The sequence below is a fragment of the Streptomyces sp. NPDC018610 genome, assembly GCF_044391765.1.
Lineage (GTDB): Bacteria > Actinomycetota > Actinomycetes > Streptomycetales > Streptomycetaceae > Streptomyces.
Genome location: NZ_JBISAL010000008.1, coordinates 260,156 through 285,960, shown reverse-complemented (window position 1 = coordinate 285,960; position 25,805 = coordinate 260,156). Strand labels below are relative to the sequence as shown.

Annotated in this window: 26 protein-coding genes and 2 tRNA genes; 6 read left to right on the top strand and 22 right to left on the bottom strand. The window is 72.8% G+C overall.

All coding sequences use genetic code 11. The features are described from left to right. Positions 1–28: 28 nt before the first annotated feature. The 9 genes from ruvA to pgsA form a co-directional block, all read right to left on the bottom strand. Positions 29–634 carry a Holliday junction branch migration protein RuvA gene (ruvA, locus tag ACH5A8_RS22115; RefSeq protein WP_399004424.1) on the bottom strand — a complete coding sequence of 202 codons (606 nt, stop codon included), beginning with the start codon at positions 632–634 and terminating at the stop codon, positions 29–31. Further along, positions 631–1,188 (bottom strand): crossover junction endodeoxyribonuclease RuvC, encoded by a 558-nt coding sequence (ruvC, locus tag ACH5A8_RS22110; RefSeq protein WP_399004422.1) that lies wholly within the window; start codon positions 1,186–1,188, stop codon positions 631–633. Before ruvC ends, ruvA begins: the two co-directional genes overlap by 4 nt. Positions 1,189–1,299: 111 nt before the next feature. Next, positions 1,300–2,052, bottom strand: a complete 753-nt coding sequence (locus ACH5A8_RS22105) for a YebC/PmpR family DNA-binding transcriptional regulator (protein ID WP_399004420.1) — start codon at positions 2,050–2,052, stop codon at positions 1,300–1,302. Between the two features lie 75 nt (positions 2,053–2,127). Next, positions 2,128–2,739, bottom strand: coding sequence for a pyridoxal 5'-phosphate synthase glutaminase subunit PdxT (pdxT, locus tag ACH5A8_RS22100; RefSeq protein ID WP_399004418.1), 612 nt, complete (start codon positions 2,737–2,739; stop codon positions 2,128–2,130). A 7-nt stretch (positions 2,740–2,746) separates the two neighbouring features. Beyond that, a complete protein-coding gene (pdxS, locus tag ACH5A8_RS22095) occupies positions 2,747–3,595 on the bottom strand; it encodes a pyridoxal 5'-phosphate synthase lyase subunit PdxS (protein ID WP_399004632.1) in 849 nt (282 codons plus the stop codon). 409 nt (positions 3,596–4,004) lie between these two features. After that, entirely contained in the window at positions 4,005–4,547 is a 543-nt protein-coding gene (locus ACH5A8_RS22090; protein ID WP_399004416.1) for a hypothetical protein, read from the bottom strand. Positions 4,548–4,944: 397 nt separating this feature from the next. Then, positions 4,945–6,108 (bottom strand): glycosyltransferase family 4 protein, encoded by a 1,164-nt coding sequence (locus ACH5A8_RS22085; RefSeq protein ID WP_399004414.1) that lies wholly within the window; start codon positions 6,106–6,108, stop codon positions 4,945–4,947. Next, positions 6,105–7,013, bottom strand: coding sequence for a phosphatidylinositol mannoside acyltransferase (locus ACH5A8_RS22080; RefSeq protein ID WP_399004412.1), 909 nt, complete (start codon positions 7,011–7,013; stop codon positions 6,105–6,107). Before ACH5A8_RS22080 ends, ACH5A8_RS22085 begins: the two co-directional genes overlap by 4 nt. Then, the gene (gene pgsA, locus ACH5A8_RS22075; protein WP_399004630.1) at positions 7,010–7,741 is read right to left on the bottom strand and encodes a phosphatidylinositol phosphate synthase; all 732 of its coding nucleotides are present in this window, start codon (positions 7,739–7,741) and stop codon (positions 7,010–7,012) included. Before pgsA ends, ACH5A8_RS22080 begins: the two co-directional genes overlap by 4 nt. A gap of 264 nt (positions 7,742–8,005) precedes the next feature. Between pgsA and ACH5A8_RS22070 the strand changes: the two genes are divergently transcribed. Together ACH5A8_RS22070 and ACH5A8_RS22065 are read left to right on the top strand one after the other, a co-directional pair. Continuing rightward, positions 8,006–10,204, top strand: coding sequence for an elongation factor G-like protein EF-G2 (locus ACH5A8_RS22070; RefSeq protein WP_399004410.1), 2,199 nt, complete (start codon positions 8,006–8,008; stop codon positions 10,202–10,204). Positions 10,205–10,397: 193 nt separating this feature from the next. Then, a complete protein-coding gene (locus ACH5A8_RS22065) occupies positions 10,398–12,053 on the top strand; it encodes a hypothetical protein (RefSeq protein ID WP_399004409.1) in 1,656 nt (551 codons plus the stop codon). Between the two features lie 9 nt (positions 12,054–12,062). Here the strand turns inward: ACH5A8_RS22065 and ACH5A8_RS22060 are convergent, their stop codons facing one another. The 4 genes from ACH5A8_RS22060 to ACH5A8_RS22045 all read right to left on the bottom strand — a co-directional run bounded on the left by ACH5A8_RS22060 (position 12,063) and on the right by ACH5A8_RS22045 (position 16,615). Then, positions 12,063–12,620 carry an HIT family protein gene (locus ACH5A8_RS22060; RefSeq protein WP_399004407.1) on the bottom strand — a complete coding sequence of 186 codons (558 nt, stop codon included), beginning with the start codon at positions 12,618–12,620 and terminating at the stop codon, positions 12,063–12,065. Positions 12,621–12,703: 83 nt separating this feature from the next. Further along, positions 12,704–14,680, bottom strand: coding sequence for a threonine--tRNA ligase (thrS, locus tag ACH5A8_RS22055; RefSeq protein ID WP_399004405.1), 1,977 nt, complete (start codon positions 14,678–14,680; stop codon positions 12,704–12,706). Positions 14,681–14,780: 100 nt separating this feature from the next. Then, positions 14,781–16,052 (bottom strand): hypothetical protein, encoded by a 1,272-nt coding sequence (locus tag ACH5A8_RS22050; RefSeq protein WP_399004403.1) that lies wholly within the window; start codon positions 16,050–16,052, stop codon positions 14,781–14,783. Beyond that, positions 16,049–16,615, bottom strand: a complete 567-nt coding sequence (locus tag ACH5A8_RS22045; protein WP_399004401.1) for a DUF4365 domain-containing protein — start codon at positions 16,613–16,615, stop codon at positions 16,049–16,051. Before ACH5A8_RS22045 ends, ACH5A8_RS22050 begins: the two co-directional genes overlap by 4 nt. A gap of 191 nt (positions 16,616–16,806) precedes the next feature. On the opposite strand from ACH5A8_RS22045, the gene ACH5A8_RS22040 reads away from it, so the two are divergent. Next, positions 16,807–17,535, top strand: a complete 729-nt coding sequence (locus ACH5A8_RS22040; protein ID WP_399004628.1) for a 3'-5' exonuclease — start codon at positions 16,807–16,809, stop codon at positions 17,533–17,535. 151 nt (positions 17,536–17,686) lie between these two features. Here ACH5A8_RS22040 and ACH5A8_RS22035 read toward each other — a convergent pair. The 4 genes from ACH5A8_RS22035 to ACH5A8_RS22020 all read right to left on the bottom strand — a co-directional run bounded on the left by ACH5A8_RS22035 (position 17,687) and on the right by ACH5A8_RS22020 (position 19,259). After that, positions 17,687–17,761 (bottom strand) — tRNA-Val (locus ACH5A8_RS22035). A gap of 39 nt (positions 17,762–17,800) precedes the next feature. Then, the gene (locus ACH5A8_RS22030; protein WP_399004399.1) at positions 17,801–18,247 is read right to left on the bottom strand and encodes an SRPBCC family protein; all 447 of its coding nucleotides are present in this window, start codon (positions 18,245–18,247) and stop codon (positions 17,801–17,803) included. A 372-nt stretch (positions 18,248–18,619) separates the two neighbouring features. Next, positions 18,620–18,691, bottom strand: a tRNA-Val gene (locus tag ACH5A8_RS22025). 94 nt (positions 18,692–18,785) lie between these two features. After that, positions 18,786–19,259: a TIGR02611 family protein gene (locus ACH5A8_RS22020; protein WP_399004397.1), complete on the bottom strand. Its 474-nt coding sequence runs from the start codon at positions 19,257–19,259 to the stop codon at positions 18,786–18,788. A 191-nt stretch (positions 19,260–19,450) separates the two neighbouring features. Between ACH5A8_RS22020 and ACH5A8_RS22015 the strand changes: the two genes are divergently transcribed. Next, positions 19,451–19,864 carry an SsgA family sporulation/cell division regulator gene (locus ACH5A8_RS22015; RefSeq protein WP_004002642.1) on the top strand — a complete coding sequence of 138 codons (414 nt, stop codon included), beginning with the start codon at positions 19,451–19,453 and terminating at the stop codon, positions 19,862–19,864. 299 nt (positions 19,865–20,163) lie between these two features. Beyond that, the gene (locus ACH5A8_RS22010) at positions 20,164–20,724 is read left to right on the top strand and encodes a CGNR zinc finger domain-containing protein (protein WP_399004395.1); all 561 of its coding nucleotides are present in this window, start codon (positions 20,164–20,166) and stop codon (positions 20,722–20,724) included. Positions 20,725–20,879: 155 nt separating this feature from the next. Here ACH5A8_RS22010 and ACH5A8_RS22005 read toward each other — a convergent pair whose 3' ends face one another. Both ACH5A8_RS22005 and ACH5A8_RS22000 read right to left on the bottom strand, forming a co-directional pair. Beyond that, positions 20,880–21,032, bottom strand: coding sequence for a hypothetical protein (locus ACH5A8_RS22005; protein WP_399004393.1), 153 nt, complete (start codon positions 21,030–21,032; stop codon positions 20,880–20,882). A gap of 243 nt (positions 21,033–21,275) precedes the next feature. Further along, complete coding sequence (locus ACH5A8_RS22000) at positions 21,276–21,731, bottom strand: hypothetical protein (protein ID WP_399004392.1); 456 nt, start codon at positions 21,729–21,731, stop codon at positions 21,276–21,278. Between the two features lie 274 nt (positions 21,732–22,005). Here ACH5A8_RS22000 and ACH5A8_RS21995 point away from each other — a divergent pair, with 274 nt between their 5' ends. Beyond that, positions 22,006–22,533 carry a DsbA family protein gene (locus tag ACH5A8_RS21995; RefSeq protein WP_399004390.1) on the top strand — a complete coding sequence of 176 codons (528 nt, stop codon included), beginning with the start codon at positions 22,006–22,008 and terminating at the stop codon, positions 22,531–22,533. A gap of 205 nt (positions 22,534–22,738) precedes the next feature. Here the strand turns inward: ACH5A8_RS21995 and ACH5A8_RS21990 are convergent, their stop codons facing one another. The 3 genes from ACH5A8_RS21990 to ACH5A8_RS21980 form a co-directional block, all read right to left on the bottom strand. Further along, positions 22,739–23,563: a GNAT family N-acetyltransferase gene (locus ACH5A8_RS21990; protein WP_399004388.1), complete on the bottom strand. Its 825-nt coding sequence runs from the start codon at positions 23,561–23,563 to the stop codon at positions 22,739–22,741. Between the two features lie 96 nt (positions 23,564–23,659). Next, complete coding sequence (locus ACH5A8_RS21985; RefSeq protein ID WP_399004386.1) at positions 23,660–24,481, bottom strand: aminotransferase class IV; 822 nt, start codon at positions 24,479–24,481, stop codon at positions 23,660–23,662. Between the two features lie 93 nt (positions 24,482–24,574). Then, positions 24,575–25,618 carry a chorismate-binding protein gene (locus ACH5A8_RS21980; protein WP_399004384.1) on the bottom strand — a complete coding sequence of 348 codons (1,044 nt, stop codon included), beginning with the start codon at positions 25,616–25,618 and terminating at the stop codon, positions 24,575–24,577. Positions 25,619–25,805: the final 187 nt, after the last annotated feature.

The window sequence follows — 25,805 nt, the reverse complement described above, 5'->3', positions numbered from 1 at the left end:
TGGTGGGTCGGGCTCGGCTGCGTCCGGGTCAGCGGGCCCGGTTCAGGGTCTGCAGGGCCGCCTTCAGCAGCTGCCCGACCTGGGGCGGGCCGTCGCCGGCCTCGGCCTGCGGCGTCACGGCGGTGACGGCCTCGTCGGCCTCCCGGGTGGCGTAGCCCAGGCCGATGAGGGCGGCGTGCAGCTGGTCGCGCCAGCCCTGGGTGACGGGGGCGCCGACCGCGGGGGCGCCGACCGGCTCGCCGAGCCGGTCCTTCAGCTCCAGCAGGAGTTTCTGGGCGCCCTTCTTGCCGATGCCGGGCACCGCGGTCAGCGCCTTCTCGTCACCGGTGGCGACCGCACGGCGCAGGGCGTCCGGGCTGTGCACGGCGAGCATCGCCTGCGCGAGGCGGGGGCCGACGCCGCTCGCGGTCTGCAGGAGCTCGAAGACCTGGCGCTCGTCGTCGTCGGCGAAGCCGTACAGGGTGAGCGAGTCCTCGCGGACGACCAGGGAGGTGTGCAGCTTGGCGGGCTGTCCGAGCCGCAGCGTCGACAGGGTGTTCGGGGTGCACTGGACGGCCATGCCGACGCCGCCCACCTCGACGACCGCGGTGTCGGGGGCGAGTGCGGCGACGGTGCCGCTGACGAAGGCGATCATGCCGTACGGCCTTTCGGTGTCTTCGGTGTCTTCGGCGCCCGGGCCGTGTGCAGGGCGACGGCCTGCTGGAGCCGGTTCTGGGCGGGGGCCCGCCAGATGTGGCAGATGGCGAGCGCGAGGGCGTCGGCGGCGTCGGCGGGCTTCGGGGGCGCGGCCAGCCGCAGCAGCCGGGTGACCATGGCGCCCACCTGGGCCTTGTCCGCGCGTCCGCTGCCGGTGACGGCGGCCTTGACCTCGCTGGGGGTGTGCAGGGCGACGGGGATGCCGCGGCGGGAGGCGCACAGGATGGCGACGGCGCTGGCCTGGGCGGTGCCCATGACGGTGCGCACGTTGTGCTGGCTGAAGACGCGCTCCACGGCGACGTACTGCGGCCGGTGTTCGTCGAGCCACTGTTCGATGCCCTGCTCGACGGCGACCAGGCGGTGGCCGAGGTCGGCGTCGGCCGGCGTGCGGACGACGCCGACGCCGATCATGGTCAACGGCCGGCCCGCGACGCCCTCCACGACGCCGACGCCGCACCGGGTCAGGCCCGGGTCCACCCCCAGTACGCGCACGTGCCGTCCCTTCGCTCCGCTGTTCGTGCAGGCTATCGGGTGCCACTGACAACGGCGGCGGGCCGGGGGACGTGTCCCTCCGGCCCGCCTGGGTCGCCGTTCGCGCGGGCGTTACGCGTCGACCTTCTCCATGACCTCGTCGCTGACGTCGAAGTTGGCGAAGACGTTCTGCACGTCGTCGCTGTCCTCGAGCGCGTCGATCAGCTTGAAGATCTTCTTGGCGCCCTCCTCGTCCAGCTCGACCTGCATGGTCGGGACGAAGTTGGCGTCGGCGGAGTCGTAGTCGATCCCGGCGTCCTGCAGGGCGGTACGGACCGCGACCAGGTCGGTGGCCTCGCTGATGACCTCGAAGGTCTCGCCGAGGTCGTTGACCTCCTCGGCGCCGGCGTCCAGGACGGCGCCCAGGACGTCGTCCTCGGTCAGCTCGCCCTTGGGGACGATCACCACGCCCTTGCGGTTGAACAGGTACGACACCGAGCCCGGGTCGGCCATGGAGCCGCCGTTGCGGGTCATGGCGACGCGGACGTCGGAGGCGGCGCGGTTGCGGTTGTCGGTGAGGCACTCGATGAGCACCGCGACACCGTTCGGACCGTAGCCCTCGTACATGATCGTCTCGTAGTCGGCGCCGCCGGCCTCGAGGCCGCCGCCGCGCTTGATGGCCGAGTCGATGTTCTTGTTGGGAACCGACTGCTTCTTGGCCTTCTGCACGGCGTCGTAGAGCGTCGGGTTGCCGTCCAGGTCGACGCCGCCCATGCGAGCCGCGACCTCGATGTTCTTGATCAGCTTCGCGAAGAGCTTGCCGCGCTTGGCATCGATGACGGCCTTCTTGTGCTTCGTCGTGGCCCATTTAGAGTGGCCGGACATCTGCCTGTCTCCTTCGCGTAAACCCATCCTGTACGAACGTCCCCGGGCTCAGCAGCCGAGGCACCCCCGCAGATCCTACAAGGACTCCGCCGCCCGTATCGCGCGCACCATGTCGACGAACAGGGCGTGCACACGGTGGTCGCCGGTCAGTTCCGGGTGGAACGACGTGGCCAGCGCGTTGCCCTGGCGGACCGCCACGATGTGGCCGTCGTGCTCGGCGAGCACCTCGGCGTCCGCGCCGACGGACTCGACCCAGGGGGCGCGGATGAAGACGCCCTCCACGGGCTCGCCGTCGACGCCCTTGACGTCCACGGCGGCCTCGAAGGACTCGTTCTGCCGGCCGAAGGCGTTGCGGCGCACGATCATGTCGATGCCGCCGACGGTCTCCTGGCCCGAGCGCGGGTCGAGGATCTTGTCGGCCAGCATGATCATGCCGGCGCAGGTGCCGTAGACGGGCATGCCGTCGCGCACCCGCGCGCGCAGGGGGTCCATCACGCCGAAGAGGACGGCGAGCTTGGAGATGGTGGTGGACTCGCCGCCGGGCAGGACGAGTCCGTCCACCTCGGCGAGTTCCTCGGGGCGCCTGACCGGCCTGGCCACGGCGTCGGCCGCGGCCAGGGCGATGAGGTGCTCCCGTACGTCGCCCTGGAGGGCCAGGACGCCGATGACAGGGGCTTCGTCGCTCATGGGGTGATCACCAGCCGCGGTTGGCGTAGCGCTCGGTCTCGGGGAGGGTGTCGCAGTTGATGCCGACCATGGCCTCGCCGAGGTTGCGGGACGCGTCCGCGATGATCTTCGGGTCGTCGTAGAAGGTGGTGGCCTTGACGATGGCCGCGGCGCGCTTGGCCGGGTCGCCGGACTTGAAGATGCCGGAGCCGACGAAGACGCCCTCGGCGCCGAGCTGGCGCATCAGCGCGGCGTCGGCCGGGGTGGCCACACCGCCGGCGGAGAACAGCACGACCGGCAGCTTGCCCAGCTCGGCGACCTCCTTGACCAGCTCGTAGGGGGCGCGCAGGTCCTTGGCGGCGGCGTACAGCTCGTTGTTGTCGAAGCCGCGCAGCTTGGCGATCTCGTTCTTGATCTGGCGCAGGTGACGGACGGCCTCGACGACGTTGCCGGTGCCGGCCTCGCCCTTGGAGCGGATCATCGCGGCGCCCTCGGCGATGCGGCGCAGGGCCTCACCGAGGTTGGTGGCGCCGCACACGAAGGGGGTGGTGAAGGCCCACTTGTCGGAGTGGTTGACCTCGTCGGCCGGGGTGAGGACCTCGGACTCGTCGATGTAGTCCACGCCGAGGGACTGCAGGACCTGGGCCTCGACGAAGTGGCCGATGCGGGACTTGGCCATCACCGGGATGGAGACGGCGTCGATGATGCCCTCGATCATGTCCGGGTCGGACATGCGGGCCACACCGCCGTCCTTGCGGATGTCGGCCGGGACCCGCTCCAGGGCCATGACGGCGACGGCGCCCGCGTCCTCGGCGATCTTCGCCTGCTCCGGCGTGACGACGTCCATGATCACGCCGCCCTTGAGCTGCTCGGCCATGCCGCGCTTCACCCGGGCGGTGCCGGTCTCGGGGGTCTGGGCGGAGTCGGAAAGCGTGGTGGACACGGGTGACCTCACTCGGGGGAAAAGAGGGGGTTGATGCACAGGTGAGGAAACGCGATTGGACCAGTCCACGGCAAGGGCCAATGGCGAGCCGGTGGATCCTTTTCGCCTCCGGGCGCCGGGCGGGGGACGGGCGCGGTGCCGGCGAGGGGCGGGCGCGGGCGGGGTGCCGACGGCCGGTGCCGGGCGGGCGCGGTGCGCGGTGCCGGCTCCGCGGGGTGTCAGCGACCCCACCGGACGTGCTCGGACGCGGTGTCAGCGGCACGCACCGGGTCGGCACGCACCGGGTCGGCTCGGGCGCGGGCCGGCGCAGGACGCCGTCCGTTCGAGAACCCGTGGCCGCGCTCTACGCCGCCCGGTCCACCAGCGCGGCCGGCGGTTCGTCGTCCATCTCGAAGGCCAGTGGGAAGGGGGCGTGGCCGGCCAGCCGGAACCAGCGCACCTTGCGGTGTTCGCGCAGCCTGCGCGCCGCGCCCACGGCGTCGTTGTGGAAACGGCGGGCCATCGGGACTCTGCGCACGGCCTCGGTCAGCTCGCGCGCCGCCTCCTCTCCCCCGGGCGCCTCGCGGACCGCCTCCACCTGCTGCGCCTCGGCGAACACCGCCCTGAGCGCCTGGCTCAGCTCGCTCTCGGCGACCTCCCGCTGGTCCTCCTCGGACTGCCGGGCGGCGTGCGCGGCCTCGTAGAGCACGATCGAGGCGGCCGGGTCGAGCACCGAGGAGGTCGCCAGCTCCTGGGCCACGGAGGCGCGGCGCAGCAGCTGGGCGTCGAGCGCGGCACGGGCGGCGTCGATCCGGGCGTGCAGCCGGTCCAGGCGCCCCGCCGTCCAGCTCAGGTACAGCCCGACGGCGACGAAGGCGACAAGGATCCAGATGAGCGTTGCGGTCACGGGCGGCAAGGCTACCGGTGCGCGGCGGGACGGCCGCCCGCGGGCGGAGACGGGCCGTCAGGCCCGGGCGGGCGACCCCGGGCGCCGGTCGAGGGCCACGCCCCGGCCGGGCTCCGGCCTGCGGCCCCGGTCACGCCCGGACCAGGCACCGGCCCGGGGCCGGTGCCCGGCCCGGCCGAGCACCGGCCTCCGGCCCTGGGGCCACACGTCGGCCGGCGTCGCCTCCGGCCCCGGTCACGGCCCTGCCGGGCACCGGCCCGGGCCCCACACCGGCCGGATGCCGGCCCCGGTCACGCCCCGGCCGGGCACCGCCTCGAGGTCCCGGGCCACACCCCGCCGACCACCGGCCCCAGCACCGGCCCTGACTCCGAGCCGCACCCCGGCCAGAGCGCCCGTCTCAGTCCCGGGCCAGCCCCAGTCGGGCGCGCAGGCCCGTCGCCCGGTCGTCGGCGGCCACCGCCGCCGCTCCCGCCGTCACCGTCTCGTAGACCGACAGGATGTCCGCGCCGACCGTCGACCAGTCGAAGCGGCGGACGTGGGCGCTGCCGCGCTCGCGCAGTTCACCGCGCCGCTCCGGGTCCGCGAGCAGGCGCACCGCGGCGTCGGCGAGCGCGTCGGCGTCCTCGTTGGCGAAGAGCTCGCCCGCCTTGCCCTGGTCGAGCACCTGCGCGAAGGCGTCCAGGTCGGAGGCGAGGACCGGCGCGCCGGCGGACATGGCCTCGACCAGGATGATGCCGAAGCTCTCGCCGCCGGTGTTGGGCGCCACGTACAGGTCGATGCTGCGCAGGAAGCGCGCCTTGTCCTCGTCGCTGACCATGCCGAGGAACTCGACGCGGGAGCGCAGGTCCGCCGGGAGCGAGGCGACGGCCTCCTCCTCGTCGCCGCGCCCGGCCACCAGCAGCCGGGCGCCGGGACGGGCGGCGAGGATCTTCGGCAGCGCCCGCATCAGCACCGGCAGGCCCTTGCGGGGCTCGTCGATGCGCCCTATGAAGCCGATCGTGTCGCCCTGCCACTCGGGGCGCGGCTCGGCCCGGGCGAAGAAGTCCACGTCGACGCCGTTGGGGATGACGACCGCGTCGCCGCCCAGGTGCTCGACGAGGGTGCGCCGGGCGTACTCGCTCACCGCGATCCGGGCGCTGATCTTCTCCAGGGCGGCCTGGAGGATGGCGTAGGCGGCGACCATCGCGCGCGAGCGCGGGTTGGAGGTGTGGAAGGTGGCGACGATCGGGCCCTGCGCCGCCCAGCAGGTGAGCAGGCCCAGCGACGGCGAGGTCGGCTCGTGGATGTGGATGACGTCGAAGCGGCCCTCGTGCAGCCAGCGCCGTACCCGGGCGGCCGACAGGAAGCCGAAGTTCAGCCGGGCCACCGAGCCGTTGTAGGGCACCGGCACCGCGCGGCCGGCCGAGACGACGTACGGCGGCAGCGGGGTGTCGTCGTCGGCGGGTGCGAGGACGGACACCTCGTGGTCGAGGCGGATGAAGTACTCGGCGAGGTCGCGGATGTGGAACTGGACGCCGCCGGGGACGTCCCAGGAGTACGGGCAGACGATCCCGATTCTCACGAGGGTCCCTTCGCGGGGTCGAGGTCGGCGAGCCACAGCCGCTGGAGCATGTGCCAGTCCTCCGGGTGCTCGGCGATCCCCGTGGCGAAGGCGTCGGCCAGCGCCTGGGTCATCACGGACGTCCGCTCTCTCCGCGTCCCCTCCTCCGGTACCTCGATCGGGGGGTGGACACGGCCCTGCATGACGGGCGAGTCGTCGTACCAGAGGGTGACGGGCAGCAGCAGCGCGCCGGTCTGCTGGGCGAGCAGGGCCGGGCCGGCCGGCATGCGGGCCGTCGCGCCGAAGAAGTCCACCTCGACGCCGGAGGCGGACAGGTCGCGGTCGGCGACCAGGCAGACCAGGCCGCCGTCGCGCAGCCGCCGGGCGAGGGTGCCGAAGGCGGTGCCGCCGCTGTGCGGCAGGACCTCCATGCCGAGGCCCTCGCGGTAGGCGACGAAGCGGTCGTAGAGCGTCTCGGGCCTCAGTCGCTCGGCGACCGTGGTGAACGGCGTGTCCAGCTCGGTGGTGACCCAGGCGCCGGCCAGGTCCCAGTTGGCCAGGTGGGGCAGGGCGAGGACGACGCCCCGGCCCGAGGCCAGGCCGTCGGTGAGGTGGTGGACGTCCTTGGGCGCGAAACCGGTGCGGATCCGCTCGGGGCTCCAGGCGGGCAGCCGGAAGGACTCCATCCAGTAGCGCAGGTAGGACCGCATGCCCGCGCGGGACAGCTCGGCCAGCCGCTCGGGGCTCGCGTCGGGCAGCACGCGCGCGTAGTTGCGCTCCAGCCGCTCCACGCCCTTGCCGCGCCGTTTCCACGCGAGGTCGGCGATGGTGCGGCCCAGCCGTACGGCGGCCGGTTCGGGGAGCTTCTTCACGGTGCTCCAGCCGAGGCCGTAGAGGGCGTCGGTGAGGCGCTCCTGGGCCCTCACGTCGCCGCTCCGCTCCCCTGGCTCTCCTGCCCGGCGGCCTGGGCCTCGGCCTCCGCGGACTCGCGGCGGACGGTGACGACACGCTGGATCAGCGTGACGAGGCTGCCGGCGGCGACGATCCACAGGGCGATCGGAAGCAGGTACTGGATGCCGGGCACACCGAACTTGTGCAGGCCGGCGAACCCGGCCGCGACCAGGGAGATCACCAGGCGCTCGGCGCGCTCGACCAGCCCGTTGACCGCGACCGGCAGGCCGATCGACTCGCCGCGCGCCTTGGTGTACGAGACGACCTGGCCGCTGGCCAGACAGAAGATCGACACGGCGCACAGTACGTTGTCGTCGCCCTGCCCGGCGTACCAGAGGGCGAAGCCGCCGAAGATGGCGCCGTCGGCCACCCGGTCGAGGGTGGAGTCCAGGAAGGCGCCCCAGCGGCTGGAGCGGCCGAGCTGGCGGGCCATGTTGCCGTCGACGAGGTCGGAGAAGACGAACAGCGTGATCACGACCGTGCCCCAGAAGAACTCGCCCCGGGGGTAGAAGACCAGCGCGCCCGCGACCACTCCGGCGGTGCCGAGGAGCGTGACCGTGTCGGGGCTCACGCCCCGGCGGATGAGAAACGCGGCGAACGGTGTGAGGACACGCGTGAAGAATGCACGCGCGTACTTGTTCAGCATGGCCTTCCCGACGGTCGGTGTGGCCGGGCGGCCCCTGGTGGCCCCCGGCTGGCCCATCGTAGCCACGCGCGCGGGTGCGTGACGCCCGGGCACCGGGCCCCGGTGCTCCCGGGCCCCTCCGGGGGCTCCGGGGACGGCGGCGCCCGCCGTACGCGATCACCCCGCGGTGAACGCGTACGGGGCCTGCGGGGTCCTTCGTATGGACGCGGCATGACGGGAGTGGAAAGCTCGAAGGACCGCGGGCGTCGCAGGAGCCGCCAGTGCACGCGGTGCCGCGTGTCCGCGCCCACAGTGACCTCACCGTCAACGGGAGGCAGGATCATGGGCGACAAGGCGCACACACACCCCGGAGCCGCCGGCAGGGCAATGGCGGCCGACCGACCCGCGTCCATACGGAATGTGGTGCTGGTCGGCCACTCCGGATCGGGCAAGACGACATTGGTGGAGGCTCTCGCGCTGACGGCGGGAGCGGTGAACCGGGCGGGCCGCGTCGAGGACGGCGGCTGCGTCTCGGACTACGACGAGATCGAGCACCGCCAGCAGCGCTCGGTGCAGCTGTCCCTGGTGCCCGTCGAGTGGGAGGGCGTCAAGATCAATGTGCTGGACACCCCCGGCTACGCGGACTTCGTCGGGGAGCTCAGGGCCGGTCTGCGGGCGGCGGACGCGGCCCTGTTCGTCGTCTCGGCCTCCGACGGCGTGGACGGCTCGACCCGCATGGTGTGGGAGGAGTGCGCGGCCGTCGGCATGCCGCGGGCCATCGTGATCACGCACCTGGAGTCGGCGCGCGCGGACTTCGAGGAGATGACGCGGGTGTGCGCCGAGGCGTTCGGCGCGGACGACCCGGACGCCGTGCTGCCGCTGTACCTGCCGCTGCGCGGACCCGAGGGCCCCGACGGGCACGCGCCCGTGACCGGCCTGGTGGGGCTGCTGACCCGCAAGCTGTTCGACTACTCGACCGGCGAGCGCAAGGAGTCCGAGCCGGGCGCGGACCAGCTGCCGGAGATGGAGGAGGCCCGCGACCGGCTCATCGAGGGGATCATCGCCGAGAGCGAGGACGAGACCCTCATGGACCGCTACCTCGCCGGTGAGCAGGTCGACCTCGACACGCTCGTCGGGGACCTGGAGCGGGCCGTCGCGCGCGGCTCCTTCTTCCCGGTGCTGGCCGCCGCGCCGGCGGCCGAGGGCGCGAAGCAGGGCATCGGCACCGTGGAGCTGCTCGACCTGGTCGTACGCGGCTTCCCGACACCGCTGGAGCGGGAGGCGCCCGGGGTCACCGCGGTCGACGGCGCACCGCGCGAGCTGAAGCCGTGCGATCCGGACGGACCGCTGGTCGCCGAGGTCGTGAAGACCTCTTCCGACCCCTACGTAGGCCGGGTCTCCCTGGTCCGCGTCTTCTCCGGCACCCTGCGTCCCGACGAGACGGTGCACGTCTCCGGGCACGGGCTCGCCGACCGGGGCCACGAGGACCACGACGTCGACGAGCGTGTCGGCGCGCTGTCGACGCCGTTCGGCAAGCAGCAGCGTCCCGTGAGCCACGCCGTCGCCGGCGACCTGGTCTCGGTGGCCAAGCTGTCCCGCGCCGAGACCGGCGACACGCTCTCCGCCAAGGACGACCCGCTGCTGATGGAGCCGTGGCGGATGCCCGACCCGCTGCTGCCGCTGGCCGTCCAGGCACACAGCAAGGCGGACGAGGACAAGCTGTCCCAGGGGCTGGCCCGGCTGGTCGCCGAGGATCCGACGATGCGCCTGGAGCACAACCAGGACACCCACCAGGTGGTGCTGTGGTGTCTGGGCGAGGCCCACGCCGACGTCGTCCTGGAGCGGCTGCGCAGCCGCTACGGCGTCCAGGTCGACGTGGTGCCGCACCGGGTCCGTCTGCGGGAGACGTTCGCCGGCCGGTCCGCCGGGCGCGGCCGGCACGTCAAGCAGTCGGGCGGGCACGGGCAGTACGCCATCTGCGAGATCGAGGTGGAGCCGCTGCCGGGCGGCTCCGGCATCGAGTTCGTCGACAAGGTGGTCGGCGGCGCGGTGCCCCGGCAGTTCATCCCCTCGGTGGAGAAGGGCGTACGGGCGCAGGCCGCCAAGGGGGTCGCCGCCGGGCATCCGCTGATCGACGTGCGGATCACGCTGCTCGACGGCAAGGCGCACTCGGTGGACTCCTCCGACGCCGCGTTCCAGACGGCGGGCGCCCTCGCGCTGCGGGAGGCCGCGGCCGAGGCGAGGATCCATCTGCTGGAGCCGGTGGCCGAGGTGGGCGTCCTGGTCGGCGACGACTACGTGGGCGCCGTGATGAGCGATCTGTCCGGGCGGCGCGGCCGGGTGCTGGGCACCGAGCAGGTGGCCGGCGGACGCACGCTGGTGCGCGCCGAGGTGCCCGAGATCGAGATCGGCCGGTACGCGGTCGACCTGCGGTCCCTCTCGCACGGCACGGCCCGCTTCGACCGCCGCTACGTGCGGCACGAGCCGATGCCGCCGCAGGTCGCCGAGCGGATCCGTCAACAGGAGCGCGAAGCCTCCTAGTCGACGCGCCCGGCGCACGACCGGGCGTCCGCGCAAGGGCACGGAACGCTTCGCTGCGAAAAGGTGGGCGGCTTCGGCCGTCCACCTCCGCGCGCACGCGGGTGCGGATACGCTGATGACCTGATCAACAGGTGTGCGGGGCAGGGAAGTCGGGAAGGCCGCAGGAGCAGACTCGGCGGCAGTGGGGGCGGCAGTGACGGACGGATTCGATTTCAGTCCCGGGGCGCAGGTGCCCCTCTCGGGCACGGCGGGGCAGACGGCGGCGACCTACGCCCTGGCCTCGGCGGCCTACCGGGACGACGAGCTGGTCAAGATCAAGGACGCCGACAACGAGTGGCACCAGTCCACGGTCACGCCTCCCCGCCCCTGGGCGAAGATCCTCCGTCCCAAGTTCGGCGAGGCGTTCTCGCGCGCGGTGATCGACCGCATGCTGGGCGCCGGACGCAAGCCGCTCATCCAGTCCTTCGGCATCGAACCGCAGGTGGTGGTCGAGCATTGCCTGGCGGCGCACCGCATCCGGCGGGAGCGCGACAACTGGCTGTCCGCCGTGACCGTGCTGTGCGGGGTCCTCTTCCTGCCCGGGTTCCTGGTGTGGCTGCTGGTGTTCACCCTGCGCACCACCGTCAGCCGGCGCGAGGACAAGCGGGCCGGCGCGATGGGCACGGCGCTGCTGACGGCCATGGGGGCGCTCGCGGTGCTGTTCCTGGTCAAGATGCCCTTCCACGGGTTCTGGGCCTGGTACGCGCGGGCGGCGGTCGTCATGCCGGTCATCGGCTGGTTCTGGGCCAAGCAGATCTGTGAGCGCACCGCGCGCGACCTCAGGGACCGCTGGTCGGCCCTGCTGACCGGTGGCGGCGTCGGGGCGAAGATCCCCGAGGCGGTCCCCGGCAGCCCCGGGGACGCGGCCGAGCAGGTGCGCAAGGAACTGGCCCGGCTCGGCGCCGAGCAGCGCTCCAACTCGGTCTTCTACGCCGGCCCCAAGGGCATACTCGGCATGGGCACCCGGTGGGGCAGCTGGCAGCTGGCCGAGGACCTGGTCTCCGCCGAGCCGGGCAAGGACTTCCACCCGTTCCGCAGCTGGGACGTGATCACCGCCATCCAGGGCGGTCTGGGGATGCTGGAGCGCACGCCCATCAACACCGGCGGCTTCACCAAGCCGTCGATCACGCACTGGATCGTCACACCGATCGGGGAGAACGCCAAGGAGGTCTCCCGGCCCAGCGGCACCGACGTGGACGCGTACACCGTCCGCACCCACGCCGTGCAGGACATCTGCAACAAGCAGCAGTTCGGCGGCGGCGACCGGCACTACCTCGGGGTGCAGTGGACGCTGTGGGACGGCCACCTGGTGATCACCATGCTCATCACCGTGACGGTGCTGCACGAGACCCTGCGCATCGAGGTCACCGGCCACGCCCTGGGCCCGGTCAACCCCCTGTTCAACGAGAAGCCCGCGGCCAAGGAGAAGGAGGTGCAGAAGGCGTTCCGGTTCTGGGAGACGCGCAAGGTGAAGCTGCCCCTGATCGAGACCGACGAGGTGGTACGGCTGGCCGCCCGCGCCCCCCTGACCTGGTACCCGCCGCTGCTGAACTGGCTCGGCGGCAGCCTCACCCTGCCCGAGCCGTTCGGTCTGCGGCACGCCTGGGCCGACCAGCCCTGGCGGCACCGCTTCATGGCCGACGACGCGCTGCGCGCCGCCACTCCGGTGCTGCGAGTGGTGCACGCGGCGGCGCTCAAGACGCTTCGGGACAACGGCGTGGACGTGGAGAAGTTCGGCAGCCGTTCGTCGGTCCTCAGCGGAGCCGTCCAGGACGCGTCGCCCAAGAAGGCCGACCTGTACGACGCGTAGGGTCCCGGGCTACGCCGGCCAGGCCTCGGCGAGCATCTTGCGGGTGTCGGCGAGCAGTTGGGGCAGCACCCGGGTGTGTCCGACCACCGGCATGAAGTTCGTGTCGCCGCCCCAGCGGGGCACGATGTGCTGGTGGAGGTGGGCGGCGATGCCGGCGCCGGCGACGGAGCCCTGGTTCATGCCGATGTTGAAGCCTTGCGCACCGGAGGCGGCGCGCAGGGCCCGCATCGCCTGCTTGGTCAGCTCCCCGAGCTCGGCGGTCTCGGCCGCGGTGAGGTCGGTGTAGTCGGCGACGTGCCGGTAGGGCACGGTCATCAGGTGGCCGCCGTTGTACGGGTAGAGGTTGAGCACCGCGTACACCTGCTCGCCGCGCTTGACGATCAGTCCGTCCTCGTCGGACTTGGCCGGGATGGCGCAGAAGGGGCAGCCGTCGCCGGACCCCGGGCCGGTCGGCTTGTTCTCGCCCTGGATGTAGGCCATCCGGTGGGGCGTCCACAGGCGCTGGAACGCGTCCTGCGTCCCCACTCCGATCTGCTGCTCCGGCTCACTCGTCATGCCAGTCAGCATATGGCTTCGGACCGGGGCGCAGGGCAAGGCCCCCGGTGAGAGGTGCTTCACCGGGGGCCGCCCGCTGCCGTCGTGCCCGTCGCTCAGACCTGGGCGCGCTCCTCGACGACCTTCGCGATCTTGGCGATGGCGTCGTCGAAGGGGATGCCGTTCTCCTGGGAGCCGTCGCGGTAGCGGAAGGAGACGGCGTTGTTGGCCATGTCCTCGTCGCCGGCGATGACCATGAAGGGCACCTTCTGCTTCTGGGCGTTCCTGATCTTCTTCTGCATGCGGTCCGAGGAGGAGTCGACCTCGACGCGCAGCCCCTTCTTGCGGGCCGCCGCCGTGAACTTCTCCAGGTACTCCACGTGCGCGTCGCCGATCGGGATGCCGATCGCCTGCACCGGCGCCAGCCACGCCGGGAACGCGCCCGCGTAGTGCTCCAGGAGCACCGCGAAGAACCGCTCGATGGAGCCGAACAGCGCGCGGTGGATCATGACCGGCCGCTGCTTGGAGCCGTCGGCCGCGGTGTACTCCAGGTTGAACCGCTCGGGCAGGTTGAAGTCGAGCTGGACGGTCGACATCTGCCAGGTGCGCCCGATCGCGTCCTTGACCTGGACGGAGATCTTCGGGCCGTAGAACGCGGCGCCGCCCGGGTCGGGGACCAGTTCGAGTCCCTGCTTCTCGCCGACCTGGCGCAGGGTCTCGGTGGCCTCCTCCCACACCTCGTCGGAGCCGACGAACTTCTCCGGGTCCTTGGTGGACAGCTCCAGGTAGAAGTCGGTCAGACCGTAGTCGCGCAGCAGGTTCAGCACGAAGGTGAGCGTCTTGTCGAGCTCCTCGGCCATCTGCTCACGGGTGCAGTAGATGTGCGCGTCGTCCTGGGTGAAGCCGCGCGAGCGGGTCAGGCCGTGCACGACGCCCGACTTCTCGTACCGGTACACGGTGCCGAACTCGAACAGGCGCAGCGGCAGTTCGCGGTAGGAGCGACCGCGCGCGTCGAAGATCAGGTTGTGCATCGGGCAGTTCATGGGCTTGAGGTAGTAGTCCACGCCCTCGTCGAGCTGCATGGGCGGGTACATGCCGTCGGCGTACCAGTCCAGGTGGCCCGAGGTCTCGAAGAGCTTCCCCTTCGTCGCGTGCGGGGTGTAGACGAACTCGTAGCCCTCCTCCTCGTGGCGGCGGCGCGAGTAGTCCTCCATGACGCGGCGGATCGTGCCGCCCTTGGGGTGGAAGACGGCGAGGCCGGAGCCGATCTGGTCGGAGATGGAGAACAGGTCCAGCTCGTTGCCCAGCTTGCGGTGGTCGCGCTTCTCGGCCTCGGCGAGGAAGTCGAGGTACTGCTTCAGCTCGTCCTTGGACGGCCAGGCGGTGCCGTAGATGCGCTGGAGCATCGGGTTCTTCTCGCTGCCGCGCCAGTAGGCGGCCGCGTTGCGCATCAGCTTGAACGCCGGGATGAGGCGGGTGGAGGGCAGGTGGGGACCGCGGCAGAGGTCCTTCCAGCACAGCTCGCCGGTCTTGGCGTCCAGGTTGTCGTAGATGGTCAGCTCGCCGGCGCCGACCTCGACGTCCGCGCCGTCGTCGTGGGAGGCGCTTCCCTTGAGGCCGATCAGCTCCAGCTTGTAGGGCTCGTCGGCCAGCTCGGCGCGGGCCTCGTCGTCGGTGACGACGCGGCGGGAGAACTTCTGCCCGCGCTTCTGGATCTCCTGCATCTTCTTCTCGACGGCCTTGAGATCCTCGGGCGTGAACGGCTTCTCGACGTCGAAGTCGTAGTAGAAGCCGTCGCGGACCGGCGGGCCGATGCCCAGCTTGGCCTCGGGGAAGATCTCCTGCACGGCCTGCGCCATGACGTGCGCGGTGGAGTGGCGCAGGATGCCCAGACCGTCCTCGGAGGAGATCTCGACGCCCTCGACGGTCTCGCCGTCCCGCGGCTCGTACGCCAGGTCCCTCAGCTCGCCGTCGACGCGGGCGGCGACGATCGAGCGCTCGCCGGCGAAGAGGTCGGCGGCCGTGGTGCCCGTCGTCACCGTGCGCTCTTCCCGCTCGGAATCGCGTTGGATGATCACACGGACGTCTGACACCGGTCTCTCCTGACTGCAGGTGGAATGCGGCGCCATACCGGGAGCGCGCGCATGACGGGATCGTACCGACCCGGGCCCGTCGATCGCGAAACGGTTACCGTCAGTCCCCGGGCGGGCACGCCCCGCCGAAGAAGTCCGGGTCCGCCGATTCCTCCCGCAGCCACTTCATCAGCCGCTCTCGTTCCTCCTCGTCCACCGGCACGGGCGCGACCTCGCAGGCGCCGGTGAGCCGGCGGAATCCGCCGCGGCTCTCCAGCCGCCCGAGAACCCGCACCGGCAGGCCGACCAGGTGAGCGTGCCCGGCGGTGCGGTAGTCCTCCTCGTCCAGGGCGACACGGACGTACGGCACCTCCGCGCCGGAGATCACCCGCAGCCGTACCGTGCCCTCGCCGTGCGGCTGCGGCCTTCGCATACGGACCACCGCGCCGGTGATCCGCGCGGGCACGGACGGTTCGGCGCGCAGATAGCGGGCGCCGGCCTCGCGCAGCACGGGCAGGTCGCCGGGCGAGAACTCGACCGCCCCGGCGGCGCAGTCCGCGGGGACGCCGGCGGCGGGCGCCCAGTCCACCGAGACGCGGGCGCCCTCGGTGCCGCGCACCAACGCGACCAGGGCCTCGGTGAGCTCTCGGCTGGCGCCCGCCCGGACGGCGCCGTCGAAGGCGTCCATGGCGCCGGTGGCCCGCCGGTAGTCGACGGCCTCCCGCACGGCGTAGAGGGCCTGGTGGAGGCGTACGGCGAGGGCGCGGCCGGGGGTGACGGGCACGAAGGCGGTCAGGCCGCTGCCGTCGGTGGCGGAGCCGACGAGGACGTGTTCCAGGGCCGCGGCGGCCGAGCGGCGGTGCCGGGCGCCGTGGTAGCCGGCCCGGGCGCGGGTGGCGAGCGCGGCGGCGAGCAGTGTCTGGCGGGCGGCGGAACGCAGCCGTTCCTGGACCGTCCAGGGCGCGGCGCCGGCCGGTCCGCCCGGCACGTCGCGCCACCAGTGGATCTCGTCGCTGGGCACGGTCAGCGCGACCAGCACCTCCCGGGCGGCGGGCGTGTGACTGCGGGCGAGGGCGTCGAGCGCCTCGCCGAGCAGGTCGTCGCTGTCGGGGAAGGCGCGGCTCTCGGGCACCAGCAGGCTGGTCGCGGCGGCGCCGGGGCCGGGCGGGGTCCAGCGGCCGTAGCGTCCGGCGGCGCCGCCGCGCCGCTGCCAGCCGTGCCGGCGCAGCAGCGCGCCGAGCACGGCCGGGTCGACGTCGGCGGGGAGCGGCGAGCGGTTCCAGGGCTGGTCGGCGGGGTGCGGCCGTGCGGGCCGCTGCGGGTCGCCGACGGACCGGTGCGCGCCTTCGCCCGGGGGACGGTGCGCCGGGTCGCCGAGGGGGCGGTGCGTCATGGTCTGCCTCCCGTCCCGACCCGCGTCATGATCTCGCACAGGGCCCGGTCGTCGAAGATGCGCGAGGTCGGTATCCGCACGGTGGTGCGGGTCCGGCCGGTGATCGGGTGGCCGGCGAGGTTGACCCAGTAGCAGCAGTGCCGGAGGTCGAGCCGGTCGTGCCCGGCCCGCAGCCACTGGTCCTGGGAGCGGGGCACGATCATCACGACGAGGATCTTGTGCACCGAGACCGGGGTGCGGGCGAGCTTCGCCAGGTGGGCGTTGTCCAGGGTGAAGGAGAAGAACCGGCCCGGGGGGTTCGGCGGCAGCTGGTAGGTGCATTTGAGCTGCACCTTGATGGTCACCTCGTCGTCGACGGTGTGTCCGGGGGCGCTGTGGCTGACGTGCCAGTCGATGCCGTTGTCCGGGAAGGGCTGGGACAGCGAGCAGCCGGCCGCCGCGGCGACCGCGTGCAGATAGCCCACCTGCAGGGTCTCCATGCAGGCGGTGGTGGCGAGTGTGCCGCGCAGGGTGCCCGCACGCTCGGGCAGCAGCCCGCCCCGCTCGGGCTGCGCTATCGCCATGGCCGACAGCCTTCCTGACCGGATGAGTGGAAAGAGTCAGTGGGGGACGTCCCCGCGGCGGGTCCGTGAACTGCAAAGACCCGTACTCCTGTTGTCTCCTTCCGGCGTACGGCGCAAACAGGGCGGGTATCACCGAACGGGCGGAAGACGGCGCGTCAGCTGCCCGAGGTGAGCGAGGAGTTGTGGTCGACATGACGTGCTGCTGGTACGAGGGGCCGCTGGCCGCCTTCGACACCGAGACCACGGGCGTCGACGTCGAGACCGACCGCATCGTGTCGGCCTCCGTCGTCGTCCAGGACGCCCCGGGTTCACGGCCGCGGGTGTCCCGCTGGCTGGTGAACCCGGGGGTTCCGGTGCCGCGGGAGGCGACGGCCGTGCACGGGCTGACGGAGGACCAGTTGCAGCGCAACGGGCGCTGGCCGGCCCCCGTGATGTACGAGATAGCCGAGGAGCTGGCGGAGCACGCGGCGCGGGGCCGCCCGCTGGTGGTGATGAACGCGCCGTTCGATCTGACGCTGCTGGACCGGGAGTTGCGCCGCCACCGGGCGTCCTCGCTGGAGCGCTGGTTCGAGGCGACGCCGCTGCGGGTGCTGGACCCGCGGGTCCTGGACAAGCACCTGGACCGCTACCGCAAGGGCCGGCGGACCCTGACCGATCTGTGCGCGCACTACGAGGTGACGCTGGCGGACGCGCACGACGCGGCGGCGGACGCGCTGGCCGCGCTGGAGGTCGTGCGCGCGCTCGGCCGGCGTTTCTCGACCCGGCTGGAGCGTCTGTCGCCCGCGGAGCTGCACACCCTGCAGACGGGGTGGCACGCGGCGCAGGCCCGCGGTCTGCAGGCGTGGTTCGCGCGCAGCGGCACGGAGGAGGTCGTGGATCCGTCCTGGCCGTTGCGGCCGGAGCTCCCGGCAGCGGCGTGAGCCGCCGCTCCGGTGGCGACCGGGCCCGGTGTGGGGCCCGGCGGCCCCGGCCGGTGGGGAGCGGGCGACAGAGCCCCCGCCGCACGCGGCGCGCGGGACATGACGAGAGCGGCGTGGTCCGCACTCCGTGCTGACCACGCCGCTCTCGCGGTGGTGGGCGATACTGGGATCGAACCAGTGACCTCTTCGGTGTGAACGAAGCGCTCTCCCGCTGAGCTAATCGCCCGGGAACGCACTGAACAATACAGGTCCCGGCGGCCTTCCTTCAAACCGCTTCGAGGTGGGCCGCCAGGCCCCGCCGTCCGGACCGCATCATCAGCCGGTGGTTCAGCCGGAAGACGGGCCGGCCGGGCACGGCGAACCGTCTGAGCAGCGGCTTGTCCACGTCGACGACCTGGTCGTAGCGGGCCAGCGTGCCCGCGTCGTGCGCGGTGAGCGTCCAGCGGGCCCAGCCCTCGATGTCACCGGAGACCACCGCCTCCAGGACGCCGGCCGCCGGGTCCCGGCGCGTCTCGCGCACGGTGAGGACCAGGTCGTACGGCAGCAGGGAGCGGATCCGCAGGGCCGCGCCGCTCTCGCCGGTGCGCCGCACCTCGCGCACCTGTCGCCACCATCTCGGGTAGTCCTCGACCCGTTCCAGCGCGCCGTACACGGTCGCGGGCGGCGCGCTCAGGTGCCACAGGCTGCGGAAGCGGTAGTGGGTCCAATCCATGGCGGTCCAGTGTGCCCGGTCGTGCGCGGCGATCGCGGATTCTTCTCGCCGCCTGCTCCGCAAGGAAAGTGACGGCCTTTCGGAAAACGCCCCCGGATTTTCGGCGGGAGCCGCTCCGGGAGTTCCCCCGGAGAGACCGATACGTCTGAAAGTCCGCCTTCACCTTGATCTGCTCGGTCGGTGAGAAGTTCTTCTCGGAAGGCGCAATGGTCTGATTGATCCTTCGGTCGGCGGCCGACGGTCCGCCGTGGGTGACGGTTCGTCATCACGGCACGCCGGAGGCCGTCCCGCCCGTCGCGGCCGGACGCGACGGCGGCCGCGGACACGACCACGGCCCGTCCGCTTGATCGCGGACGGGCCGTGGTTTCCGGGTGGGCGATACTGGGTTCGAACCAGTGACCTCTTCGGTGTGAACGAAGCGCTCTCCCACTGAGCTAATCGCCCGGGCACAGGAAGAACATTACCGCATGTCAGCCGGTGCTCGGGACCAGGGGCCCCGTGAGGCCCCCAGCCGCCCCCTGCCCCCGCCGGGGACAGGTCACTGGTTCCGGATGTTCCAGGGCAGGACCAGGCCGAACTTCCACACGTAGACCCCGACCAGCACCCCGACGATCACCAGGCCGGTCGCCGTCAGGATGATGTTGCGGCGACGCACCTTGGGGTCGAGGGCCTTATGCGCCGCCTCGGTGACCTTGCGCTTGGTCCAGCGCAGCACCAGCTGGGCCCAGACGAACTCCGTCGCCCAGATCGCCATGCCGCCGAAGATCACCACCCAGCCCGGTCCGGGCAGCGGCAGCATGACCACACCGGCGGCGACGACCGCGAGGCCCACGACGAAGACACCGACCTGCCAGCTCAGGTGCAGCGCCCGCCGGGACCGGACGAACTCCGGCGCCCGCGAACCCAGCCCGCGGCGGTCGCCGTCCTCGTCCGCGTCCTTCGCCTGCCCCTCCATCGTCACTCCGTCCGACGCCGCGGCAACCTCACCCGGCTCGTCACTCCCCGTATTCATATGCCGAAACCCTACCGGAGAGAAACAAGTCACCGGAATGGCCGTACCGCCCGAACCGGTTCTCGGCCGGAAGAGTTACGTAAAGCCAGGCAAAACACTCAGAGGGGTTTACAACGGCACCGTAGGTGGCATGTCGATTTCGCCGACGTGCGAATCCCCGAGCGCACACTGAGCGAAAGGCCCTGGCGCTTATGAACACCACGGTCAGCTGCGAGCTGCACCTGCGCCTCGTTGTGTCGAGCGAGTCATCCCTGCCTGTCCCCGCAGGCCTGCGGTACGACACGGCCGACCCCTACGCCGTGCACGCCACCTTCCACACCGGAGCCGAGGAGACCGTCGAGTGGGTGTTCGCCCGCGACCTCCTCGCCGAGGGGCTTCACCGTCCCACTGGAACCGGCGACGTCCGTGTCTGGCCGTCGCGCAGTCATGGTCAGGGCGTCGTGTGCATCGCCCTGAGCTCTCCGGAGGGCGAGGCCCTTCTCGAGGCCCCGGCGCGGGCCCTGGAGTCCTTCCTGAAGCGAACCGACGCCGCCGTGCCTCCCGGCACGGAACACCGGCACTTCGATCTCGATCAGGAGCTCTCGCACATCCTCGCGGAGAGTTAGCGGCAGCCCCTTCGAGCTGCCCGTCGCCGTCCACTCGGGGAGACGGCTCGGGCCAGGACAACCGCATAGGGAAGCACTGGTACCGGTTCCCCGCGGGGGACCGGTTCCGGCGCGCCCGCGCACGCCACCGGCCACGGTGACGCACGGTGACCGCCGGCCGCCTCGGGGGCGGCCGGAGCAGCCGCGCGACGCCGTGGCCGGGTGCGCGCGCCGTCGGCGCCGCTCGGGTGACGGCGGAGCCACTACCATCGGCCTGCATCGGCGGGCGTCTGCCCGATCCCCAGGCCAGGGAGCGAAACGTGCTGATCACCCACGACACCCGGTGCGCGCTGGACACCGTGGTGGATCTGGTGAACACCGCACCGGAGGACGACGCGGCGCCGGACGGGCTGGCGGACGTCACGGCACTCGCGGATTTCGTGCGAAGCCACAAGATGAGCGACGTCGGGGTGCTCTCGGAGTTCGACCTCTCGGCGGTGCGCCGGATCCGCGGCCGGTTCGCGCAGATCTTCGCCGCCCCGGACTCCCGTACGGCCGCCCAGCTGATCAACGAGCTGGTGGCCGCGGCCGGCACCACGCCGCGGCTGACCGACCACGACGGCTACGACTGGCACGTCCACTACTTCGCCCCCGGCGCCTCCGTGGCCGATCACCTGGCGGCGGACTGCGGCATGGCGCTCGCCTTCTTCGTGGTCGCCGGGGAGCAGGAGCGGCTGCGGCGCTGCGAGGCCCCCGACTGCCGGCGTGCCTTCGTCGATCTCTCCCGCAACCGGTCGCGGCGGTACTGCGACAGCCGGACCTGCGGGAACCGGCTGCACGTGGCGGCGTACCGGGCGCGCCGCAAGGAGGCCACGGGCTGACGGATCCGGTACCGCGCCGACGGGCCGCGGCGTCGTGCCGATGAGCGCCGCGCCGGTGGGGTGCCGTGCCGGTCGTGTGCCGTGCCGGTGACGGGCACGTGCCGTCGGTGGTGTCGTGGCCCTCGGCGGGTGACGCCGAGGGCCACGGGTACGGCTCACAGCAACAGCAGGTCGTGCAGGGCAGCCATGAGCAGCAGACTCCCGATCACCGCAAGGAAGATCATCAGCGGTGGCTGGGATAGGGCGAAGAGGCAGCCGCGCGGCTTGTCCTTCGGCGGCGCGGCCTCGCTCTGTGTCGTGTCCACCATCTCGCGGCGATGATGACGCAGGCGGCGACACCGACGCGATCAACACGCACGGAATGTCCGGGAGTTCGCCGATTTCCGTGATCTTCGTTTCGAATCGGCCCAGGTACTGATCACTTCCGTGGCCGCCCTCGACATCGTGCGTTTGACCAGGACCGTCCTCCGGGCCGGTCGGCTGTGGCCGGCCCGGACGGTCGTGCCCGGCCGGACCTCCGTCCCGCGCCGCGCTCCTTCAGTCGCGCTTCCTCATATGCCGTGCTTCTTGAGAATGGCCTCGATGTCGCTGAAGTCGTCCTCGCCGCGGGGCTTCGCCTTCGCCTCCGGACGGGCGGCGGGCCGGGCGGCCGGGCGGGCGGCGGGGCCCAGGGACGGCGCGGACGCGGCCGGGGCCACCGCGTCCTGGGCCTCGGCGCGGGCCGCCGCCCTGCGCTCCTTGCGGGTGCCGCCGCGGCGGCGCTCCACCGCGCGGGTCGTCGCGAAGAGCACCCAGGCGCAGCCCAGCAGGCCGAAGCCGGCCCAGGCCGTGGGACTGAAGGCCGTGTCGGCCAGCCAGCCGACGATCCCGGTCATCACCAGGGCGACCGGCACGAGGGAGTAGGCGGCGATGCGGGTCGCCGCGAGGAAGCGCCTGCGGTAGGCGGTGACCGCGGCGATGCCCAGGCCTGCCGCGGAGACGGCGGAGCAGACGGTCTCGGCAATCATCCGGTCCTCCAGGCGGAGCTGAGCGGTCGGGCGGTTCGTCCCTTCCATCCTGCACCGACCGATCCCCCCGGGGCCACGTTCCCGCCGCACATCAGGGACATCTCCGGGTCGTCTCCTCCGCAGGTGCCGGTCGCGGTCCCGGCACGCGCCGAGCCGCACGGGACCGTACGCGGTCGTGCGGGGGCGTGCGGGGCCGAGCGGCATCGCCCGGGGAGCGCGCGGAGCCGTGCGGTCCGGATTGGGTCCGGTGCCCCGGGCCTGGAAGACTGGGCGCATGAGCGACTCCTCCCCCGCACCCGCCGTCCCGGTTCTCGAGGTCTGGTGCGAGCTGCAGTGCCCCGACTGCCGCACCGCCCTGGACGACCTGCGCGCCCTGCGCGCCCGTTACGGCGACCGGCTGGAGCTGCGGCTGCGGCACTTCCCGCTGGAGAAGCACAAGCACTCCTTCGCCGCCGCCCAGGCCGCCGAGGAGGCCGCCGAGCAGGGCCGGCTGTGGCCGTACGTCGAGGCGGTGCTCGACCGGGTCGAGGAGCTGGACCGTCGGGGCGAGTCCTTCCTGATCGACACGGCCCGGGAACTGGGCCTGGACGCGGAGGAGTTCGACACCGCGCTCATCGACGGCCGGCACATCCTGATCGTCGACGCCGACCAGGCCGAGGGCAAGGCGATCGGCGTGACCGGCACCCCGACGTACGTGGTCGGCGGTGAGCGCCTGGACGGCGGCAAGAGCCAGGAGGGGCTGCGCGAGCGCGTCGAGGAGATCGTGGACCGGCTGCTGGCCGAGGCCGGGCAGACCGACTGAACGTCCGAACCGGCCGGCCGTCCGGACCGGTCGACCGGTCCGGCGACTCCTGATCCCCGGCGCCCCGCGCCGCGTCCGCACCGGGGTTCCCGCGTCCCGGCCCGCCGATCTCCCCCGGCGCTCGTCCGCCCCGTGCGCGTCCGGACCGTGCGCGGTCGGCACCGTCCGGACCCGTTCCGGCACCGTCCGGACGAGGGGGGCGCTCCTACAGCAGCGGCTTGTACATGGCGTACATCGTCGGTTCGTAGCCGAGGGACTCGTAGAGCCGCTCGGCCGGGGTGTTGCCCGCGAAGACGTTCAGAGCGATGACGGTCTTCCCGGCGGCCACGGCGTGCCGCTCGGCCAGGAGCATCAGCGAACGGCCGTGGCCCCGGCCGCGGAAGCGTTCGTCGGCCTCGACGTCGTAGACGTAGGCGCGGTCCTCCTCGATGGCCACCCACAGGGTGCCGACCGGTGTGCCCTCGTGCTCCAGGACGCTGAGCCGCACGCCGGGGGTGGCGGCGCCCTGCGGCAGCAGCCGGGCGTGGTCGCTCTCCGACTTCGCCCGGGCCTGCTCGGCGGGAACGCCTCGGTCGATCCAGCTCTGGGCGTAGCCGGCTCTGCCCTCGTCGAGCCACGGCCCGTACTCGGCCTCCGTCAGGTCCCTGCCGCGGGTGCCCGCGGGCAGTTCCGGCGGGACGGCGCCGAGCTGCTTGCTCAGGCCGCGGTTGCGCTGGACGTAGCCGAGCGCGGTGGCGAGCCGGACGGCGGCCGGCACGTCGGCGGGCACGGTGGCCTCGATCCGCTCGCAGCCCCATCCGCGCACCACCTCCTCGGCGGCCAGCGCGGCGACCGTGGCCCGGCCCCGCCGGCGGTCCGGCTCGTCGATGCGCAGATCGAGGACGCGGGCGACGGTCGGCCCGAAGACGGGGTGCGTCGCGAGGTGTACCGCGCCGACGGGACGGCTGTTCACGCACACCTGGTAGCGGCGTGAACGGGTGCCGTCGGCGTGCTGCTGGAGCGGCTCGGCGGGCCGCAGGGTCGTGGTCATCAGAGGTGTTCTACCCCCTGTCGGGCTCCGGGTCAGCCCAATTAGGGGTCTGCCCGGCGTCTGCCGCCCGATCCGCCGGACGGGCCCGGCCCGTCGTCACGGGTCGAGGTCGTCGCCCGAGCGCTCGTCGAAGATCCGCATCGCCTTGGCGGTCACCGGGCCCGCCGTGCCGGGCAGTTGGCGGTCGTCGACGCGGTGGACGGCCTGGACGTCGCGCAGGGTGGAGGTGAGGAAGACCTCCTCGGCCCGGTCGAGCACGTCCAGCGGCAGGTCGGTCTCCTTGGCGCCCGTCCACTCGACGGCGAGCGCGCGGGTGACGCCGGCGAGGCAGCCGGAGGCGAGCGGCGGGGTGTGGATCTCTCCGTCCAGGACGACGAAGACGTTGGACCCGGTGCCCTCGCAGAGCTGTCCGACCGTGTTGCCGAACAGGGCCTCGGAGGCGCCGTGCCGGTGGGCGTGGGCGAGGGCGACGACGTTCTCGGCGTACGAGGTGGTCTTCAGGCCGGTGAGCGCGCCGCGTTCGTTGCGGGTCCAGGGGACCGTGACGGCGGCGGTGGAGTCGGGGCGGCGGCTGGTCGCGCCGAGGGCCACCACCAGGGTGGCGCCCTGGTCGCCGCGGTCGGAGCCGAGCGGGCCGTGGCCCCCGGTGTAGGTGACGCGCAGCCGGCCGAGCGGCATGGGGTTGGCCTCCAGGACGGCGGCGCAGGCGCGGCGGACCTCGTCCTGATCGGGGTCGGGCAGGCCGAGGCCGCGCGCCGAGCGGGTCAGCCGGTCCAGGTGGCGGGTGAGCGCGAAGGGCTTCCCGTCGACCGCCTTGACCGTCTCGAAGATGCCGTCGCCCACGGTCAGTCCGTGGTCGAGGACGGAGACGCGCGCGGACTCGATGTCCCGCAGCCCGCCGTCGAGCCAGATCCTCACTGTTTCCCTACCTCACAAGTCCGTGCCGGGTGTGTCGCGGCGGCCGCCCGCCCGCCCGTGCCGTCCGACCGGCCGGGTGCGCCGCCGCCGGTGTCACAGTCCGGTCTCCGCGTACGTCCCCGACGCTACCGCGAGCAGCCGGGCGGCCTTCAGCTCGGTCTCCCGCCACTCCCCCTCGGGGTCGGAGTCCCAGGTGATGCCGGCGCCGGCGCCGAACCGCAGCACGGCCGCGCCGCCGGGGCCGCGGTCGATCCAGAAGGTGCGGATCCCCACGGCCAGCTCGCCGGTGCCGCGGTCGGCGTCGACCCAGCCGATGCCGCCGCAGTACGGGCCGCGGGGCGCGGTCTCCAGGGCGTCGATGATCCGCAGGGAGCTCGACTTGGGGGCGCCGGTGATCGAGCCGGCCGGGAAGGCGGCGGTCAGCAGCTCGGGCCAGCCGGCGCCGGACCGCAGCTCGCCGCGGACCGTGGAGACGAGGTGGACCAGGCCGGGATGCTTCTCCACGGCGCACAGGTCGGGGACGGTGACGCTGCCGGTGACGCAGACGCGCCCGAGGTCGTTGCGGACCAGGTCCACGATCATCACGTTCTCGGCGTGGTCCTTGTCCAGGAGTTCCGCCTCGGTGGGGGCGGTGCCCTTGATCGGTCCGGACTCCACGACACGCCCGGCGCGGCGCAGGAACAGTTCCGGGGAGGCGGTGGCGATCTCCACGCCGTGCCCCGGCAGGCGAATCGTTCCGGCGTACGGCGCCGGGTTGCCGCGGGCCAGCACGGCGGTCAGGGCGTCCACGTCGGCGCCGGTCGCGACGGGCGCGGACAGCACCCGGCAGAGGTTCACCTGATAGACCTCGCCGGCCGCGATGTGCTCGCGGATCCGCCGTACGCCCGCCGTGTACGCGGCGCGGTCCAGGGACGACGTCCAGTCGCCGGCGGCCGGGCCGCGCCAGCGCCCCGGCGCGGGGGCGGGCACGGCCTCCTCCCGCACGTCGCGGAAGCGGGCGCAGGTCAGCCGGCCCTCGTAGTCGGCGGCGACGGCCCAGAAGCCGCTGGAGTCCAGGGCCGCGGGGTCGCTGGTGACGTCGGCCAGGCCGGTGGCGAGACGGTCGCCGAAGCGGGCGAGGGGAGGCAGGTCGGACACGCGGTCGAGTCTATGGCGGGTGTCGGGCGGGTGACCCGGGCGTGACCTGCGGGGGCCCGGCCGGGGGGCGTGACGGGGTGCTCGCCGGCAGGCACCGGCGCACGCTGCGCAAACGCGTTTTTGTGCTGGCCCGGGAATCCGCTAGAGTTCAACACGTCGCCGGGACGCGGAAGCGGACCGAACCGAC

What these genes read in the sequence shown, in the direction of transcription:
- ACH5A8_RS22000 (WP_399004392.1), bottom strand. Translation starts at nt 21,731, where the DNA reads ATGATTGCCGAGACCGTCTGCTCCGCCGTCTCCGCGGCAGGCCTGGGC.
- pdxS (WP_399004632.1), bottom strand. Translation starts at nt 3,595, where the DNA reads ATGGCCGAGCAGCTCAAGGGCGGCGTGATCATGGACGTCGTCACGCCG.
- ACH5A8_RS21990 (WP_399004388.1), bottom strand. Translation starts at nt 23,563, where the DNA reads ATGACCACGACCCTGCGGCCCGCCGAGCCGCTCCAGCAGCACGCCGAC.
- ACH5A8_RS22045 (WP_399004401.1), bottom strand. Translation starts at nt 16,615, where the DNA reads ATGGCGATAGCGCAGCCCGAGCGGGGCGGGCTGCTGCCCGAGCGTGCG.
- pdxT (WP_399004418.1), bottom strand. Translation starts at nt 2,739, where the DNA reads ATGAGCGACGAAGCCCCTGTCATCGGCGTCCTGGCCCTCCAGGGCGAC.
- ACH5A8_RS22105 (WP_399004420.1), bottom strand. Translation starts at nt 2,052, where the DNA reads ATGTCCGGCCACTCTAAATGGGCCACGACGAAGCACAAGAAGGCCGTC.
- pgsA (WP_399004630.1), bottom strand. Translation starts at nt 7,741, where the DNA reads ATGGGCCAGCCGGGGGCCACCAGGGGCCGCCCGGCCACACCGACCGTC.
- ACH5A8_RS22060 (WP_399004407.1), bottom strand. Translation starts at nt 12,620, where the DNA reads ATGCTGACTGGCATGACGAGTGAGCCGGAGCAGCAGATCGGAGTGGGG.
- ACH5A8_RS22015 (WP_004002642.1), top strand. Translation starts at nt 19,451, where the DNA reads ATGAACACCACGGTCAGCTGCGAGCTGCACCTGCGCCTCGTTGTGTCG.
- ACH5A8_RS21995 (WP_399004390.1), top strand. Translation starts at nt 22,006, where the DNA reads ATGAGCGACTCCTCCCCCGCACCCGCCGTCCCGGTTCTCGAGGTCTGG.
- ACH5A8_RS22005 (WP_399004393.1), bottom strand. Translation starts at nt 21,032, where the DNA reads ATGGTGGACACGACACAGAGCGAGGCCGCGCCGCCGAAGGACAAGCCG.
- ACH5A8_RS22020 (WP_399004397.1), bottom strand. Translation starts at nt 19,259, where the DNA reads ATGAATACGGGGAGTGACGAGCCGGGTGAGGTTGCCGCGGCGTCGGAC.
- ACH5A8_RS22070 (WP_399004410.1), top strand. Translation starts at nt 8,006, where the DNA reads ATGGGCGACAAGGCGCACACACACCCCGGAGCCGCCGGCAGGGCAATG.
- ACH5A8_RS22050 (WP_399004403.1), bottom strand. Translation starts at nt 16,052, where the DNA reads ATGACGCACCGCCCCCTCGGCGACCCGGCGCACCGTCCCCCGGGCGAA.
- ACH5A8_RS22030 (WP_399004399.1), bottom strand. Translation starts at nt 18,247, where the DNA reads ATGGATTGGACCCACTACCGCTTCCGCAGCCTGTGGCACCTGAGCGCG.
- ACH5A8_RS22040 (WP_399004628.1), top strand. Translation starts at nt 16,807, where the DNA reads ATGACGTGCTGCTGGTACGAGGGGCCGCTGGCCGCCTTCGACACCGAG.
- ruvA (WP_399004424.1), bottom strand. Translation starts at nt 634, where the DNA reads ATGATCGCCTTCGTCAGCGGCACCGTCGCCGCACTCGCCCCCGACACC.